Origin of the sequence: Comamonas resistens (assembly GCF_030064165.1) — a bacterium.
Classification (GTDB): domain Bacteria; phylum Pseudomonadota; class Gammaproteobacteria; order Burkholderiales; family Burkholderiaceae_C; genus Comamonas; species Comamonas resistens.
In genome coordinates this window covers 1,152,577-1,170,452 of record NZ_CP125947.1, presented here as the reverse complement: position 1 = coordinate 1,170,452, position 17,876 = coordinate 1,152,577, and the positions used below count along the sequence as shown (strand labels likewise).

Sequence of the window (17,876 nt, the reverse complement as noted above, 5' to 3'; positions counted from 1 at the left end):
CAGTGCGCACTAGCATTGTCGACATGAGCACCTCCACCCAAGACGAGTTCGTCACACCTCCCGGCCTGACACCCGAGCTGATGCAATGGGTGCGCACGCAAAGCGCGGCTGGCGTGCCTCTGCCCTCCCTGCTGCAGTCAATGCGCAAGGCAGGCTGGGCCGAGCATCTGGCACGCCGTGCCCTCACACTACCAGAGGAAGGCGAGCTGCCATTTCCCTTTGTGGCGGCCACCACCTCGTCCGAGCTGCAGATCCAGACACCCGCCTCGGGCGTTCCCGAGCCCGACCTCAAGACCGATCCCTGCTGCATCCATGCCGGGGACCGCGAAGTCCATGTGCTCACCAGCATGCGCCATCCCCGGGTCGTGGTGTTCGGCAATCTGCTCTCGAATGAAGAGTGCGAGGCCATCATTGCCGAGGCCCGCCCGCGCATGCAGCGCTCGCTGACCGTGGACAACCAGAGCGGCGGCGAGTCCATCAACGACGACCGCACCAGCAACGGCATGTTTTTTCAGCGTGGCGAAAACGAGTTGATCCGCCGCATCGAGGAACGCATTGCCAGGCTGCTGAACTGGCCGCTGGAAAACGGCGAAGGCCTGCAGGTGCTCCATTACCGGCCAGGCGCCGAATACAAGCCCCACTACGACTATTTTGCCCCCAACGAGCCGGGCACGCCCACCATCGTCAAACGCGGCGGTCAGCGTGTGGGCACGCTGGTCATGTATCTGAACGAGCCCACACGCGGCGGTGGAACCACCTTTCCGGATGCGGGCCTGCAGGTGGTGCCACGTCGCGGCAACGCGGTATTCTTCAGCTACGACCGCCCGGACCCGAGCACCAAGACCCTGCATGGCGGAGCACCGGTGCTCGAAGGCGAGAAGTGGATAGCCACCAAGTGGCTGCGTGAACGCGAATTCAAGTAAAAACGAGCTCGATCCCCATTCACACGGGCGCAAGCAGCTCTCATATTGCTTGCGCCCTGGTTTTCTGAACTGCCATGAACACCCCTGAACAATCGCAGCTGGGCAAAAGCTCGGCCTATGTGGACCAGTACGACCCATCCCTGCTCTTTCCCATTCCTCGCCTGGTCAAGCGCGAGGAAATCGGTGCAGGCAGCAAGCCGCCATTTTTTGGCGCCGACCTCTGGACCGCATTCGAGCTGTCCTGGCTCAATCTGCGCGGCAAGCCCCAGGTGGCGCTGGTGCACTTCACCATTCCCTGCGAGACACCCAACCTCATCGAAAGCAAATCCTTCAAGCTGTATCTGAACAGCTTCAACAACAGCCGCTTTGCCGATGCCAGTGAGGTTCTGGCCCGTCTGCGCACCGATCTGTCCGAAGCCGCATGGCGCGGCAGCGAAAGCAAGGGCAGCGTCGGCGTGCAGTTGCTGGACTTCGAAAAGTTCGACGCCCAGCAGGTGCATGAGCTGGACGGCCTGCTGCTGGATCGACTCGATGTGGAATGCACGCAGTACACGCCTGCCCCGGAGCTGCTGCGGGCCAATCACGACGAAGCACCCGTGACCGAAACCCTGGTCAGCAACCTGCTCAAGAGCAACTGTCTGGTCACCGGCCAGCCCGACTGGGGCAGCGTGCAGATCCAGTACAGCGGCCCTCAGATCGACCAGGAAGGCCTGCTGCAGTACCTGGTGAGCTTTCGCAACCACAACGAATTCCATGAGCAATGCGTGGAGCGCATCTTCATGGATGTCTGGGCACGCTGCAAACCCATCAAGCTGTCCGTCTACGCCCGCTACACCCGCCGCGGCGGCCTGGACATCAACCCCTTCCGCACCAGCCACCCCGGCGCCCTGCCAGCCAATGTGCGCACCGCACGCCAATAAAACCGGCTAAACCCGCCACGCCGCAAGCCAGAGGCAGACCCAGGGCGGAGCCATTAAACCTCAACCGCCCAGGCCAGAGACAGCAAGCAAGGGCCGCCCCCGCAGCGATGCTGTCGCCCCCCTCTGGGGGAAGATGCGATGCCTCTCAGGGGGTCAACTCCTCCAGGGGCAATCATCCTGCGCCTGCAAGGTCTGCGCATAGCGCAGGTCCTGCTTGCGCAGCCACAGGCCGTTCTGGCCCTGGCGCAGCGGCTCCACCTCGGCCTTGTCCCACATGGATAGCGTGATCAGCTGAGCTGCACTCGAACCATCAGAAGCAGTAGCATCCTCTTCGTCAGGCTGCGTATCCACCCAATGCAGGCCCTGGGTATCCCAGGCAGTGAGCAGCGGCATATTGCCTGCCAGCACCAGCGTGCGCAGCTCTTTTTCCACGGGGTTGAGCCAGTGCAGCTTCCACTCATTGGCACGCGCGTAATGGTGATCCACAAACTCCAGCACGGCCCAGCCCTCGCCAGCGGGATGAGGGCAGGCGCAAGGGCCGGTGCCGCATAGCGCCAGGCCGCTGCGTGTCATGGTCACGCCTTCGATGCGGCATTCGTCCTCGCTCCAGTAGCTGTTGACCCTTTGGTTCTGGCCGCCCCACCACCACAGCGCATCGCCGCGTGCGGCATCGCGCCAGACATAGTCGCCGTCGGCACAAGGGTGCTGGATCTGGCTGACCTCACGCCAGCGCGGCAGCAGCCGCCAGCGGCCCTGGACATCCGGCGCAATCTCCCTGTGCATATACACGGGGCGCCAGTCGGGCCTGGCCAGATGGCTGGACGAGACCGAATGCACAGGCCAGCGCCAGCTGCCCAGGCTGGGGTCCCAGTCCTTGTCATCCAGGCTGGCCACCAGTGCGATCAGCCGTACACGCAATGATGGGCCATTGTTCTTGCCAGGCACAGGCCTGATGCGCTCCACGGGCCAGGGCAGGTCCACGGTCTGCAGGCGCTCTCCATCCCAGACTTGAAGCTGGCCCGCACCACCACGAATCGGAGCACGGCCGAATGGCATCAGCACGGCCCAGCGTCCCCGCACAATCACATGTTCGAGCGCCCAGCTGCCGCTGAAATGCTTGTCACCCCATTGCAGATTCCAGGCCGATGTCTCGCCCTGCTCGTCCCTGGCATCCTTGCTCAAGGTCCAGATCAGCGGTTTGCCCCGCACCGGTTCGCTCTGCGCCCGCCAGACCTCCGGTCGGGCAGGGTCGCGCAGCCAGCAAAAGCTCACGACAGGAATGGGTTTTAGCCTCACCTGCCCATCCCGCTCATGCTCCGCACAGCCTTCGATACGGCTGGCCACGCAGCTGATGCTGGTGCCATCGTGCAGCCGCTCTGTCTCCGGCGTGTCCACCTGCACCCGCTGCAACAGCAGCGTTTCAGCCCAGCTCAATGGCGGCAGCGGGCTGGATTCCTCGGGTTCAGGCCAATAGGCATTCACGCTCCAGGACTTGCGGTCATGGGGCTGATATCCAGCCCATTGCTGCCAGCCCTGCTCTGCGGTCCATACCACCAGCCGTCTTTGCAGATACTCCTGCGCATCGTCGGCCGGATAGGCATACAGGGCCAGCGCCTGGGCATCGTCACGCCAGACCATGGCATGGTCGTCATCAATCATCCAGGGCGTGGGCTTGCCCGCCATTAGCAGACGCCAGTTGGGCTGCTGCAAAGGGGCCAGCGGCGAGTGCAGATGGCGCAGGGATGGTGGCCAATGCCGCTCCAGCGCCAGCTCTGGCGCAGGAATGGCCAGCTTGCCTGGTTCGGCCTTGAGTACGGGGGCCGCAACCAGTTCCGGCGCCTGCTCGCCCGCATGGGCCGGCAGGTATTCCTTGGGCAGCCAGATGTCCCTGAGCTGCAAAAGCGGCTCGGCCTGGGCGCCGACATGCTCGGTCAGCCAGGCCTCGAAGCTGGCATCGGAAAAGATGACATGGGCGTCGTCGGCAATACCGCTTTCGTTGATGGTCTCGCCGCTCCAGCGCGGCATACGCCAATGCACGGCATCGAGTGCCTCGGCCTCGCCGGCCTGGATCACCCAGCTGCGCCGGGTCTTGCGGTCCACCAGATGCGCAGTCTCGCTGTCGTAAAAGCCGGTGCGCAGCCAGCGCCCATCAAACGAGGTATGAATGTCCGACTCCCAGACATGGGGCAGATAGACGCCATCAGCGCACATCACATCGCCATAGACGGGGCCGCCCATGCCGCGCTCGCCCTGGATGCGGAAATTCACATCCTTTTTGGCCTCTAGCACTTGCTGCTCTTGCGCTGGCAGCTCCTGATTCGATAGCTCCTGCTGGCCGACGCGAGCCGGCTCCGCAGACTGCTCGGCCTGCGGCTTCGCCTCCGCTCCAGTTCCTTTTCGATCACGCAGGCGCGACAGCAGCCAGATCAGCAGACACAGGGCCAGTGCCGAAATCGACACCAGAGTCAGCACAACATTCATTCTGCAATCCTCAAGCAGCAGATACGGCAGATACAAAAAAGGCAGCTGTCTGTGTCAGCTGCCAATAGGTCTTCAGACTAGCGCCCGATGCTATCAAAGATGGAACACGTCGACCGATCTCTCCAGCGTCTTGGCACTCAGGCGCAGCGAATCCGCCGCGCTGGTGGACTGCTCGACCAGCGCCGCATTCTGCTGCGTGACGGAGTCCAGCTGAGCCACGGCTTCGTTGACCTGAGAGATGCCGATCGACTGCTCGCGCGTGGCGATGCTGATCTGATGCACCAAGGCACTGACCTTGTCCACGGACTCGACCATGCCATCAATGGTCTTGCCCGCTGCACGCATGCGCGAGTTGCCGTCGTTGATGCCGTCGACCGTGCGGTTGATCAGGCTGCTGATTTCCTTGGCGGCCTCGGCACTGCGCTGGGCCAGGGCCCGCACCTCACCGGCCACCACGGCAAAACCACGCCCCTGCTCGCCCGCGCGGGCCGCTTCCACCGCTGCATTGAGCGCCAGCAGATTGGTCTGGAAGGCAATGCTTTCGATCACGCCGATGATCTCGCTCATGCGGGTCGAGGAACCACGAATATGCTCCATGGCCACGCCCACTTCGCTGATGGCCGTGCCGCTGCGGCTGGCCACGCCTCGGCTCTCGTCACTGGCGCCCGCCATGAACTGGGCCGTATCGGCCGTCTGGGACACCGTGCCCGAGATTTCCTCCATGGACGCGGCCGTCTGCTGCAGGCTGGCCGCCTGAGCCTCCGTGCGCCCCGCCAGCTCGAAGCTGCTCTGGGCAATATCGTGCGCGGTATCGGCAAAGCCACGCACCTCGGTACGCACATCGCCGACCACGGCCCGCAGATTGATCTGGATCTGCTGCAGCCGCAGCATCAGCGCCCCCATATCGCCGTTGTAATCATGGCTGCATTCGGTACTGAGGTTGCAGCTGGCCACATCGGCCGCAAAACGGCTGGCTTCCTCCAGCCCGGCCACGCAGCGGCGGTAGAAGCGCCACAGCACAAAGCTGCCGCCCAGCACCAAAGTGGCGGCACGCCAGCCCCAGGCCATGGACCCCTGCCAGCCCAGCATATCGGGCAGCATGGCAATCAGCGCCACCAGGGCCAGCAACCAGGCCATGCGCGCGACCAGACCCACGTCCTTGCGGCTCTCCCACAGTCCCATCAGGCCCAGGCGCCGCACTTCGCCGGCACGCAGGCGAAAGCTCGCCTGGCCTTTCTGCTCTTCGGCGCGCATGCGCGCGTAAAGAGCTTCGGCCTCGGCCACTTCCTTGGCCGACGGCTTGGTGCGCACCGACAGATAGCCGCTGGGCTTGCCACCCTCCATGATGGGCGTGACATTGGCACGCACCCAGTAATGATCGCCATTCTTGCGACGGTTCTTGACCAGCGCCGTCCAGGGGTAACCATGGGCAATGGTGCGCCACATGTCCTTGAAGGCAGCGGCCGGCATGTCAGGGTGGCGGATCAGGTTGTGGGGCTGACCGATCAGCTCCTCATACACATATCCGCTGACGCGCACGAAGGCGGGGTTGCAATGGGTGATCTCGCCTTTGGTGTTGGTGCTGGAGACCAGCAGTTCGTCGCCCGGGAAGTCGTAGTTTTTTTGGGTTACTGGCAGATTCAGGCGCATGCCCTCACTCCTCAATGAGCCTGTTTTTTATCGTTCGAGACGGCAGACTGGCGGGCTCAGCAGGCACTGATTACCAAGATACACAATCTCACACTTGGATCATCGCACAGCCAGCATGTCCACGTGCAGTGTTCAGAACAGAGAGGCGGTATAGGGATCCGAGTTCTTGACGGAAGTCAAACCTGCGGGTCTGAGCAAGGCTTCGCGTGCTACCGGATCATGCTCCGAGGCCAGCCAGTCGGCCGTCCGTATCAGGCTGGCGACCTTGACTCCCAGCAGCCGGATGCGCCGCTCCAGCGGCACGCGCTTGAGGCATTGGCCCGCCGCCTGCCGGATGGCTGCAGCATCGAGTATGGGCAGCGACAAAGTCTGATCCCGCGTGGCAATCTTGAAATCGTCGTAGCGCAGCTTGATGCCCACCGTGCGCCCCATATAGCCCTTGCGCTGCAGGTCTTCGGCCAGGCGCTCGCACAGATCGGTGAAGATGCCCCCCAGTTCCGCCTTGTCGCGCACCGCATGCAGATCGCGCTCGAACGTGGTCTCCCGGCTCATGGAAACCGGCTCGCTCTCCGTCACCACGGGGCGCTCGTCGCGCCCCCAGGCCGCTTCATGCAACCAGTGGCCATAGCTCTTGCCAAACCAGTGCAGCAGCTGCGGCAGGCTTTGCTGCGCCAGCTGGCCTATGGTTTCTATGCCCAGACTTTTGAGCTTGGCATCGGCCTTGGGGCCTATGCCATTGACCTTGCGGCAGGCCAGCGGCCAGATCTGGCTTTGCAGATCCTCGGGCTGGACGATGGAGATGCCATTGGGCTTGTTGAACTCGCTGGCCATCTTGGCCAGCAGCTTGTTGGGGGCCACGCCCACCGAACAGGTCAGGCCTGTGGCCTCGAAAATGGATTTCTGGATCAGCCGCGCCAGCACACGCCCGCCTTCGCGCTGGCCGCCCGGCACATCGGTGAAGTCGATATAGACCTCATCCACACCGCGGTTCTCCATGAGCGGCGCGATCGAGACAATGATTTCCTTGAATGCGCGTGAAAAGCGCCGGTACTCGGCAAAATCCACGGGCAGCAAAATGGCCTGCGGGCACAGCTTGGCGGCCTTCATCATGCCCATGGCCGAACCCACGCCAAACTGCCGCGCCGGATAGGTGGCCGTGGTGATGACACCGCGCCCCGTGTAATCGCGCAGCAGCGGAAAATCCTGAACGGGGATTTCCGACAGCGGCAGATGCGCATGCCGTGCCAGCAGCGCATCGTCAAAGCTGCGCCGCCCGCCACCAATCACCACGGGCAAGCCCTTGAGCTGCGGATAGCGCAGCAGCTCCACCGAGGCATAGAACGCATCCATATCGAGATGCGCTATGCGCCTGGGCTTGGTTTCAGGGCTGACGGGAAGATCGCTCACAGTGCCGATTCTGCCTGCGCTGGCAAGCGTCGGCAGCAAGGCTGATGCCATCGGCCCCGGGAGCTTTATCTGGCGGCGGCTTCACGGCGCAGCTCATCCACCTCTTCAAAGCGCATATCGGCATAGCGGACCCAGGTCTTGCGCTTGACCAGCCAGTAGCCCAGCCAGCACAGCAGGAACAAGGGAATGCCCAGATAGGTGGAGATCACACCACCCCAGTCGATGCGCTCTTCGAGGAAGGCCTGATAGTTCTGACCCAGCGTCACCACCAGGCACAGCACAAAGGCAAAGATCGGGCCGAAGGGAAAGGCGCCGGCCTTGTAGGGCAGCAGGCCCACATCATGACCATGCATGACATAACCGCGGCGGAAGCGATAGTGGCTGACGGCAATGCCCAGCCAGACGATGAACTCCGTCATGCCGGCCAGATTCAGCAGCCAGATATAGACGGCCTGCGGGCTGTAGAGCGAGGAAAACAGGCACAGGCTGGCCACCAGCGTGCTGCCGACCAGGGCCACCAGGGGCACGCCGTTCTTCGTCAGCCTGGCAAACATGCGCGGTGCATTGCCCTCGGTCGCCATGTTGTAGAGCATGCGCGTGGCCGCATACATGCCCGAGTTACCGGCGGACAGCACCGAGGTCAGAATCACCGCATTCATCACCGTCGCCGCCGACAGCAGGCCCGCATGCTGGAACACCAGCGTGAAGGGGCTGACGGCAATGTCGGCCACGTCGGTGCGCAGCAGCTGCGGATCGGTATAGGGAATCAGAAAGCCGATGACGATGATGGCCAGCACATAGAACAGCAGAATGCGCCAGAACACCTTGCGAATGGCACGCGGCACGTTCTCGCGCGGGTTTTCGGATTCGCCCGCTGCCACGCCCACCAGCTCCGTGCCCTGGAAGGAATAGGCCACGATCATGGCCACGCCCACAAAGGTGGCGAAATTGCCGACGAAAGGCGCGTCGCCCGTGGTCCAGTTTTCAAAGCCGGGCACATGGCCGTTGCTGACGATGCCGAACAGAATCAGCACACCCGTGATCAGGAATGCCACCACGGCCAGCACCTTGATCAGCGCGAACCAGTATTCGGCCTCGGCAAAGCCGCGCGCCGAGAAGGCATTGAGCCCCACCATGAGCAGCAGGAACAAGAGGCTCCAGATGATGCCCGGCACATCGGGGAACCAGTAGGCCATGACCAGTTGCGAGGCCACCAGGTCCACCGCCACCACCACGGCCCAGCTGAACCAGAAGTTCCAGCCCAGCGCAAAGCCGAAGCCGCGATCCACATAGCGCGAGGCATAGGTCGAAAAAGAACCGGCGACAGGCATGAACGCCGCGAGTTCGCCCAGGCTGGTCATGATGTAGTACACCATGATGCCGATGAGCAGATAGGTCAGTACCGCGCCACCAGGACCGATCTGGGCGATGGCCGAGCCGGAGGCCACAAACAGGCCCGTGCCGATGGCCCCGCCAATGGCAATCATGCTCAGGTGACGCTGCTTGAGCACCCGGTGCAGCCGGGGTTGCTCGCTGTCACTGCTGCAAGAGGCCTGCACCGTCTGCGTGGGCTGCTGGCCGGAGTTGGGTTGGGACATAAGTCTTGTTGTCTTGGTTTGCGCCTGTTCAAGCCAAAGCACCAAACCATCCCGCAGGCGCTGCTGCATGCAACGCAAAAAAGCGACCATTGCGATCGCAGACAACAAGGACAAAGGAACAAAGCCATGAGGCAGAACGCGATGGCGGCAGATAAGCCGGCTGCACTCTGTATCGGTAGCCACCCCAGTCGGGTGCTTCAAAGGTCGGGCGCAGATATCACCAGACCCCTTGACAGGCAAAACCCGTATTCTGCCCAAAACCCCGTCCCGCCACTTTGGCCCCGGTCAATGCAATGACGGGCTCTGGGGCTGCTCCAGCTCGCTTGACAGAGTGATTTGCTATGAAAGTACAAGCATCTATCGCTTTGTCTGCATCACTTTTCTGGTTTTTTATTCATGTAACCCTGGGGCACAAAGCGTCATCAGCTATCCAAAGCAGAGCGCTATTCGAAGACATTGCCACCACGTCAGCATTTGTAAGTCTAGAAAACCCGTATATCCAATGACTGGCGTTCTTTCTACATTTGCTCGCAGGCTTTCAGCCCGGTGATATCGAGAGAGACTGCCACTCGTCAAAAAGCAGGCAGCGCCGAAGGAGCAACCGCCCCGGAAACTCTCAGGCAAAAGGATCGGCATCACCGTTTCACACACTCTGAAGAATGTCCGGACGTCATCGTCCGCCGGGCATACCGAAGGAGCAAGCGAGCAGCGCCCCAGGGCATCTGCCTCGTGAATCTCTCAGGTCCAGAACAGAGGGGGCGTCCGCTGCGCATATCGCGCACGGGCTCCACCTTTGACGTATCTGGAATCTGAATCATGAAGACAATCGCCGTCATCGGTGGTGGCATCACGGGCGTGACCACCGCCTATGCCCTCGCACGCCGCGGATTTTCCGTCACCCTGTTCGAGAAGCAGCGCTATGCCGCCATGGAGACCTCGTTCGCCAATGGCGGACAACTCTCGGCATCGAACGCCGAGGTCTGGACCCACTGGTCCACCATCCTCAAGGGCCTGAAGTGGATGCTCAAGAGCGATGCTCCGCTGCTGCTCAACCCCAAGCCCAGCTGGCACAAGATTTCCTGGTTCTGCCAGTTTCTGGCAGCCATTCCTCACTACGAGAAAAACACGGTCGAAACCGCGCGCCTAGCCATTGCGGCGCGCGAACATCTGTTCACCTGGGCCGAACGCGAAGGCATTGATTTCGACCTCAAAAAGCAGGGCATCTTGCATATCTATCGCGACCAGGCGGGCTTTGAACATGCGGGCAGGGTTTCGCAGTTGCTGGCCAAAGGCGGACTGGAGCGCCGTGCCGTCACTCCCGATGAAATGCATGCCATCGAGCCCACGCTGTCGGGCAAGTTCTATGGCGGCTACTTCACCGAAAGCGATTCCACCGGCGACATCCACAAGTTCACCAGCGGCCTGGCTGCTGCCTGCGAACGACTGGGCGTGCAATGCCGCTACGACCAGGAGATCGTGGCGGTGGACAGCAACGGCAAGCAGGCCAGCGTGACCGTGCGCCAAGGCGCGGAAACCGCGACCTCGACCTTCGACGCCATGGTGGTCTGCGCCGGCACGGCCAGCCGCGCGCTGGCCAGCCAGCTCGGCGACAGTGTCAACATCTATCCGGTCAAAGGCTACTCCATCACCGTCAATCTGCCCGATGCAGCCAGCCGCGCCGCAGCTCCCGTGGTCAGCCTGCTCGATGACGAAACCAAGCTGGTCACCAGCCGTCTCGGTGACGATCGCTTCCGCGTGGCCGGCACGGCCGAGTTCAACGGCTACAACAAGGACATCCGCGCCGACCGCATTCGCCCGCTCATCGAATGGGTGCAGCAATGCTTTCCGGGCGTCAGCACACGCAGCGTCGTGCCCTGGGCCGGTCTGCGCCCCATGATGCCGGACATGCTGCCGCGCGTGGGACGCGGCAACAAGCCCTGCGTGTTCTACAACACCGGCCACGGCCATCTGGGCTGGACCTTGTCGGCCATCACTGCCGACATGGTGGGCGATGTCGTGCTGCAGTCCATGGGCAGCACCAGCAGACAGCCCCGACCGGCCACGCTGACCACCGCTCGCGCCTGAGCACCACCTGAAAACCTCACCAACAAGCCAGACACGGCAGCCGCAGCGCCCCGTGAGGGGCGACTGTTGCCGTGTGAATGGCAAAACGGAGACATACAACATGAGCCGAAATCATCCAATCGCAGCCGGGGAGTCGCTGCAGCAGACAGGGGAGCTGGAGCGCGGCCTCAAGGACCGGCATATCCAGCTGATCGCCCTGGGTGGCGCCATTGGCGTGGGCCTGTTCCTGGGCTCGGCCAAGGCCATTCACAAAGCCGGGCCGCTGCTGCTGGTCAGCTACGCCATTGCCGGGCTGGCCATCTTCTTCATCATGCGGGCGCTGGGCGAGCTGCTGGTGCACCGCCCGGTGGCTGGCTCTTTTGCCACCTATGCCGAAACCTACGTCAGCCCCTGGGCTGGATTCGTCACCGGCTGGACCTACTGGTTCACCTGGGTGGTGACGGGCATGGCCGAGCTCACGGCCATAGGCATCTACACCCACTACTGGTTTCCGGCCATTCCGCAATGGGTTCCGGCGCTCGCCACCCTGGCCCTGCTGCTGGGCGTGAATCTGATTGCGGTCAAGGTCTTTGGCGAGCTGGAATTCTGGTTCGCGCTGATCAAGGTCGTGACCATTGTGGCCACGCTGGTGCTGGGCGTGGCCATCATCACCACGGGCTGGGGCCCGCTGGGCCAGACCGCCAGCTTCTCCAATCTCTGGTCGCACGGCGGCTTTGCGCCCATGGGCATGGTCGGCGTGGTCTTCACCTTGCAGATAGCCTGCTTTGCCTATACCGGCGTGGAGCTGATAGGTGTGACTGCCGGTGAGGCCGAGTCGCCCGAGAAGGTGCTGCCCAAAGCCACCAACAGCATCGTCTACCGCATCCTGATCTTCTACGTCGGCGCCCTGGTGGTCATCATGTCGCTGGTACCCTGGAACGAGCTGAGTCCCGACATGAGCCCCTTCGTCCATGTCTTCGACAAGCTGGGCATTCCTGCCGCTGCCGGCATCATCAACTTCGTGGTCATCACCGCCGCAGCCTCTTCGTGCAACAGCGGCATCTTCAGCACGGGCCGCATGCTCTACACGCTGGCGCAATTCAAGCAGGCGCCCGCCCGCCTGGGCAAGGTCAATTCACGCCATGTGCCGGCCGCCGGCATTGTGATCTCTGCGGCCTTCATGCTGGTCGGCGTGGTGCTCAACTATCTGGTGCCCGAGGAGGCCTTCATCTATGTGACCAGCATTGCCACCATAGGCGCCGTGTGGACCTGGGGCATCATCGTCTTTGCCCATCTGCGCTACCGCCGCGCCGTGAGACTGGGACGCGCCGCAGCCGTGGCCTACCGCATGCCGGGGGCACCGTTCACCAACTGGTTTGTGCTGGCCTTTCTGGCCGCGGTGCTGGTCTGCCTGTCGCTGGACGCCAGCACCCGCGTGGCGCTCTATATCGCTCCCGTATGGTTTGCGCTGCTGACGATTGGCTACCGGCTCTACGCGGTCAAGCCCGCACCGCATCAAAGCCTGACCCAAGCGCAGCAAGTCGCCTGAGATGCATGACAGCCGCAAGTCAACGTCGCGCCTGCGCTGTTTGATACCGCGGCTGATACTGCAATGGCAAGCTATTGATTCAAGAGCTACTTACGCTCCATTCCTTTTGGTTTCAGATATTTTTCAATCTAAAAACGAGAGAGATGAAGCGCAGGCAGCTCTCAAAATCAGAGCTGCAGACAGATCAGCACCAGCCCCAGCATCATCAGCGCCATGCCCAGCTTCTCGGTGAGAGACAGCTTTTCGCTGAACACGCGGCGCGAGACGATGTAGCTGAACACCACTTCGACCATGCCCAGCGTGCGCACCGGCGCCGCGCCCTGCATGGCATAGGCCGTGAACCAGGCCAGCGATGCGGCAGCGCCCATGCTGCCGGCCAGCAGGGAAATGCGCCAGGACTGGATCAATGGGTGCAGGCCCTGCTCATGGGTCCTGGCAATCCAGGCGCCCAGACCCACCGACTGCATGGCCTGTGCAATCAACACCCCCCAGGCGCCGGACAGCCAGGGCGAGTTCACGCCCAGCTTGGCAATTTCCACCGCGCCACCGCGAAAGCCTATGGTGGCCAGCGCAAAGCAGGCGCCGCAGATCAGGCCATACACCGAGGACTTGCTGGTCCAGGCCGACAGGCTGAAGACCTGACCGCGCGGCGGCAGCGACAGCATCAGCACACCCACCGTGGCCAGCACCATGGCCAGCAGCGCCAGCCGGGTCGGCAGCTCGTGCAGGAACATGGCCGCAAACAAGGCCACTTGCAATACCTCGGTCTTGGAGAGCGTGACCGCCACGGCAAAGTTGCGCTCCTTCATGGCCATCAGCAAGGCTGCCGTGGCCGCTACCTGAAAGAAGGCACCCAGCGCAATCCAGCCCACATAGGCCAAGGAGAACTGCGGCAGCGCCTGGCTGCCATCGCCCAGGGCATAGAGCGCCAGCAGATAGACGGCGGCGAATGGCAAGCCGTAGAGAAAGCGCACCAGCGTGGCCGGCAGCGTGCCGATCTGCGCCGTCAGCGAGCGCTGCGCCGTGTTGCGCACCGTTTGCGCCGCCGCCGCAAACAGCACCACGAACACCCATAAATATTCCATTCCCATACCAGACATCTGCCGCCCCAATCCTTGTAGGCCGTCAGCATAGCGGCCACGACGGTGCGGCGCTGACGCCATCCGCGCAGCCCGGCCCCATCAGTCAAGGCGACGTGGAATGCGAGCCAAGATCGGCCGGTTCACGATGCCGGCTTTAGCGCCAAATAACCCGAAATCCAGACCGTTTAAGCAATGTTCGCTACAATTTCCGTTGGGTGCCCGTCACACAAGGTGGCGATGGCAGGTGAATGTTCATGCGCAGGTCGGGCCGCCAGCGCGCCAGTCGTTTGCAGCGCTTTGTGCAGCATGCGGGTCTTGTCTCGCGCACCGAGTGCTCAACAGGCCAAACGACTGCCTCACCTACCGACAGATGGACCCACAGACTCTTGTGCAGGCCCCTGCGCCTTCTGCACCCCAAAACGAGCCCCGCATTCCTGCCCTGCAAATCGCCACCGAACGGCTGCAGGAAAAAATCGCGCATCTGCTGCATATCGAATCCTTTGCCGGCATGGTGCTCATGCTGGCCGCAGCTGCAGCGCTGATCTGGGCCAACTCCCCCTGGGCAGCCAGCTACTTCGCCACCTGGCATGCCCCCGTCGCCATGACGCTGGGGGCCTGGAGCTTCAGCACCGATCTGCACTTCATCGTCAACGACGTGCTGATGACCATCTTCTTCCTGGTGGTCGGCATGGAGATCCGGCGCGAGCTGCATGACGGCGCCCTGGCCAGCCTGCGCCAGGCCAGTCTGCCGCTGATCGCGGCCGTGGGCGGGGTGATTGTTCCCGCCCTTATCTACATGGTCTGGGTTGGCAATGAGAAGACCTTGCTCAACGGCTGGGCCATTCCCACCGCCACCGATATCGCCTTTGCCGTCGGTGTGCTGGCGCTGCTGGGGCGCAATATCCCGGGGTCGCTGCGCATCTTCCTGCTGGCGCTGGCCATCATCGACGACATCGTGGCCGTGCTCATCATTGCCTTCTTCTACTCGGGTGGCCTGCAAGCCATGGGCTTTGTGATTGCCGGTGCCGGCGTGTTGCTGGTGCTGCTGTTCAACCGCATGGGCATTGCGTCTGCGCCGCTGTATGTGCTGCCGGGTGCCGTGCTGTGGTTCGGTCTGCTCAAGACCGGTGCCCACCCCACGCTGGCCGGCGTGGTGCTGGGCCTGATGACGCCGGTGCTGATGCGCCCATCGGTCCGACCAGCCCAGGCCATGGCCAGCCAGGCGCTGCAAAGCGCACAGGCCCAGCTGGCACGGCCCGAGCCCGATGCCCAGCAAGTCCACCAGAACCTGCGCACCGTGCAGGCAGCCCAGCGCGACATGCTGCCCCCTGCCCTGCGCCTGCCCATGATGCTGCATCCCTGGGTCTCGTTTGGCGTGATGCCGATTTTTGCGCTGGCCAATGCCGGCGTGCAGTTCAGCGGCGCCGATCTGCAGGCGAGTGGACCCCAGAGCGCCATGTGGGCCGTGATGCTGGCTTTGGTTCTGGGCAAGCCGCTGGGCGTATTCGTCTGCACCTGGCTGGCCGTCAAGAGCGGGCTGTGCAGCCTGCCCGAAGGCCTGAACTGGCGCGGCGTGCTGCTGGTGGGTCTGCTGGCAGGCATAGGCTTCACCATGTCCATCTTTGTGGGTGGACTGGCCTTTGACGACGCCAGCCTGCTAGGCGCGGCCAAGCTGGGCATTCTGGCGGGTTCGGCAATGGCCGCAGTGCTGGGCCTGAGCTACGGCTTTGTGTTCCGCAAACGTTTGCAGAGCCATTGAGAGTCTCTCGCGCTCAAGCACTTACGAGCTGAAGCGCGACAAAAAAGAGGAGCCCTGATCTGACGGCGCATAGCCGACAGTCCGGGCCACAGCAGGGCTGGCGAAGACCAGGCCCGGCGCGTGGCTACAATGGCTTCGCTCATCTGAAACCGCTCCACCCAGCTGCAATGGCTGGCCCCTCTCAGAGAGGTTCACTGCATTTCGGAGCGTGGAAGATCAATTGCCGGACATGCACACAGGCAGGGCTCGATAGCCTGTCTGGCATGGCCGGCTCCCCTGAACGTTCACGCCCGGCGCACCACAACCCCGCTCAACACCCATCGAGGCAAGAGCTTTGCCTTGCCTCAATGAATGCGCCCTCGTCTGCGACAAAGAAACTATCAGGAAACCATGAAAAAACACTTCAGTCACTTTTTATGTTCCGCAGCTTTGCTGCTGAGTAGCACGCTGGCGACCGCGCAACCAGCCGATCTGCTGAAAAATGCACAGGCCGGCGATGCACAAGCCCAGTTCGACCTGGCTGCGGTGTACCTGAAGGGCCGCGGCGTGCCAAAGAATGACGAACAGGCGGCCAAGTGGTTTGTCCTCGCTGCAGCACAGGGGCATGCCGAAAGCCAGGCCAATCTCGGTTTGATGTACGACCGGGGGCGCGGCGTTGCGCAAAGCGACAAGGAAGCCTTCAAGTGGTACCGCCTCTCTGCAGAACAGGGAGATGCCGATGGGCAGTTCAACCTTGCTCTGATGTATGACGACGGCCGCGGCGTGGCAGAGAACCAGGAAGAAGCCGTCCGGCTGTACCGCCTGGCGGCGGCACAGAACCATGTCTCGAGTCAGAGCAATCTCGGCTATATGTACGACCAGGGCCGTGGCGTGGCGCAAGACAGCAAGGAGGCCTTCAAGTGGTACATGGTGGCCGCAGAACAGGGCGATGCCAACAGCCAGTTCAACGTCGGCTCCATGTATGCGCTGGGCCGCGGTGTGGAGCAAAGCTGGCCCCAGGCCTATTTCTGGGCGCTGCTGGCAGCCAAGGATGGCGAGAAGGATTCCGCCAAGCAGCAGGAAATCATTGCCAAGAAATTGAAGCCCGCACAAAGGGCCAAGATCCAGCAGCAGGTGCAGGAGTGGAAGCCCAAGGCCAGCAATTCCTGAACTCCCGTCTGAGATCGCGGCGGCTCGCAGTACAGCAAGCCGCCGACAGCACAGATCAGATCACTGCAAACGGTTTGGGATAGGTGCCGGGCAACAGAATCTCCCGGCCCACCTTGTCGATCTGGGTGTGGCCGCAGAAGGCCATGGTGGTGTCCAGCTCCTTGTGGATGATCTGCAGCGCCTTGCTCACGCCGGCCTGCCCATAGGCCCCCAGACCATAGAGAAAGCTGCGGCCGATCATCGTTCCCTGAGCACCCAGAGCGCGGGCCTTGAGCACATCCTGACCGCTGCGGATGCCGCCATCCATCCAGACCTCGATATCCTTGCCCGCAGCTTCTGCAATCGATGGCAGGGCTTCAATCGACGAAGGCGCGCCGTCGAGTTGGCGGCCGCCATGATTGCTGACCACCAGAGCATCGGCACCGCTTTGCGCGGCAAGGCGCGCGTCTTCGGCGTCCATCACGCCCTTCAGAATGATCTTGCCGCCCCAGAGCTTCTTGATCCATTCCACATCGCTCCAGTTCAGCGAGGGATCGAACTGGTCGGCCGTCCAGGACGATAGCGAGGACACATCGCCCACGCCATCGACGTGACCTACGATATTGCCGAAGCTGCGGCGCTTGGTGCCGAGCATTCCAAGGCACCAGTGCGGCTTGGTGGCCAGATTGATCATGTTGGCAAGCGTGGGCTTGGGCGGGGTGGACAGACCGTTCTTGATGTCTTTGTGACGCTGGCCGAGGATCTGCAGGTCCAGCGTCACCACCAGCGCCGAGCAGTTGGCCGCCTTGGCGCGGTTGATCAATCGCTCCATGAAGGCCTTGTCGCGCATCACATAGAGCTGGAACCAGAACGGATGGTGATCGGTGTGCTCGGCGATGTCTTCGAGAGAGCAGATGCTCATGGTGGACAGCGTGAACGGCACACCAAAGGCCTTCGCAGCCTTGGCCCCGAGAATCTCGCCATCGGCATGCTGCATGCCGGTCAGACCCGTGGGCGCGATCGCCACCGGCATGGCCACCTCCTGGCCGATCATGGTGCTGCGCGTGCTGCGCCCTTCCATGTTCACCGCCACGCGCTGGCGCAGCTTGATCTTCTGAAAGTCATCCTCATTGGCGCGGTAGGTGCCCTGGGTGTAGGACCCCGAGTCCGCATAGTCATAGAACATGCGCGGCACACGGCGCTTTGCCACCACGCGCAGGTCTTCGATACAGGTGATTTTGGAAAGATCAGCCACGGTTTCTACCTCTGTAACTTGTGTTTCTGAGTTGCGGTTGATGGTAGTACCGACAAGGCC

12 protein-coding genes and 2 riboswitches are annotated in these 17,876 nt (G+C 62.5%); of the genes, 6 read left to right on the top strand and 6 right to left on the bottom strand.

From position 1 onward, the window contains the following. Window positions 1-23 precede the first annotated feature (23 nt). Together QMY55_RS05275 and queF are read left to right on the top strand one after the other, a co-directional pair. Complete coding sequence (locus QMY55_RS05275; RefSeq protein ID WP_283487627.1) at window positions 24-923, top strand: 2OG-Fe(II) oxygenase; 900 nt, start codon at window positions 24-26, stop codon at window positions 921-923. A 74-nt stretch (window positions 924-997) separates the two neighbouring features. After that, window positions 998-1,843, top strand: a complete 846-nt coding sequence (gene queF / locus QMY55_RS05270; protein WP_283487626.1) for an NADPH-dependent 7-cyano-7-deazaguanine reductase QueF — start codon at window positions 998-1,000, stop codon at window positions 1,841-1,843. 153 nt (window positions 1,844-1,996) lie between these two features. Here the strand turns inward: queF and QMY55_RS05265 are convergent, their stop codons facing one another. From QMY55_RS05265 to QMY55_RS05250, 4 genes are all read right to left on the bottom strand, one after another. After that, entirely contained in the window at window positions 1,997-4,324 is a 2,328-nt protein-coding gene (locus QMY55_RS05265) for a hypothetical protein (RefSeq protein WP_283487625.1), read from the bottom strand. 93 nt (window positions 4,325-4,417) lie between these two features. After that, window positions 4,418-5,974, bottom strand: coding sequence for a methyl-accepting chemotaxis protein (locus QMY55_RS05260; RefSeq protein ID WP_283487624.1), 1,557 nt, complete (start codon window positions 5,972-5,974; stop codon window positions 4,418-4,420). A gap of 132 nt (window positions 5,975-6,106) precedes the next feature. Beyond that, a complete protein-coding gene (gene dinB / locus QMY55_RS05255) occupies window positions 6,107-7,324 on the bottom strand; it encodes a DNA polymerase IV (protein ID WP_283488888.1) in 1,218 nt (405 codons plus the stop codon). Between the two features lie 122 nt (window positions 7,325-7,446). Then, entirely contained in the window at window positions 7,447-8,979 is a 1,533-nt protein-coding gene (locus tag QMY55_RS05250; RefSeq protein WP_283487623.1) for an amino acid permease, read from the bottom strand. Window positions 8,980-9,522: 543 nt separating this feature from the next. Further along, window positions 9,523-9,621: riboswitch (glycine riboswitch) on the top strand. After that, window positions 9,622-9,742: riboswitch (glycine riboswitch) on the top strand. Between the two features lie 53 nt (window positions 9,743-9,795). Here QMY55_RS05250 and QMY55_RS05245 point away from each other — a divergent pair. Together QMY55_RS05245 and QMY55_RS05240 are read left to right on the top strand one after the other, a co-directional pair. Beyond that, on the top strand, window positions 9,796-11,064 hold the full coding sequence (locus tag QMY55_RS05245) for a D-amino acid dehydrogenase (protein WP_283487622.1): 1,269 nt from the start codon (window positions 9,796-9,798) through the stop codon (window positions 11,062-11,064). Window positions 11,065-11,164: 100 nt separating this feature from the next. After that, window positions 11,165-12,592, top strand: coding sequence for an amino acid permease (locus tag QMY55_RS05240; protein ID WP_283487621.1), 1,428 nt, complete (start codon window positions 11,165-11,167; stop codon window positions 12,590-12,592). Between the two features lie 167 nt (window positions 12,593-12,759). Here QMY55_RS05240 and QMY55_RS05235 read toward each other — a convergent pair whose 3' ends face one another. Continuing rightward, entirely contained in the window at window positions 12,760-13,692 is a 933-nt protein-coding gene (locus QMY55_RS05235) for a DMT family transporter (RefSeq protein WP_283487620.1), read from the bottom strand. Between the two features lie 352 nt (window positions 13,693-14,044). Here QMY55_RS05235 and nhaA point away from each other — a divergent pair, with 352 nt between their 5' ends. Beyond that, the gene (gene nhaA, locus QMY55_RS05230; protein ID WP_283487619.1) at window positions 14,045-15,433 is read left to right on the top strand and encodes a Na+/H+ antiporter NhaA; all 1,389 of its coding nucleotides are present in this window, start codon (window positions 14,045-14,047) and stop codon (window positions 15,431-15,433) included. Window positions 15,434-15,823: 390 nt separating this feature from the next. Next, window positions 15,824-16,582: a tetratricopeptide repeat protein gene (locus QMY55_RS05225; RefSeq protein WP_283487618.1), complete on the top strand. Its 759-nt coding sequence runs from the start codon at window positions 15,824-15,826 to the stop codon at window positions 16,580-16,582. 55 nt (window positions 16,583-16,637) lie between these two features. Here the strand turns inward: QMY55_RS05225 and QMY55_RS05220 are convergent, their stop codons facing one another. Then, on the bottom strand, window positions 16,638-17,816 hold the full coding sequence (locus QMY55_RS05220) for an alpha-hydroxy acid oxidase (RefSeq protein WP_283487617.1): 1,179 nt from the start codon (window positions 17,814-17,816) through the stop codon (window positions 16,638-16,640). Between the last annotated feature and the right edge of the window lie 60 nt (window positions 17,817-17,876).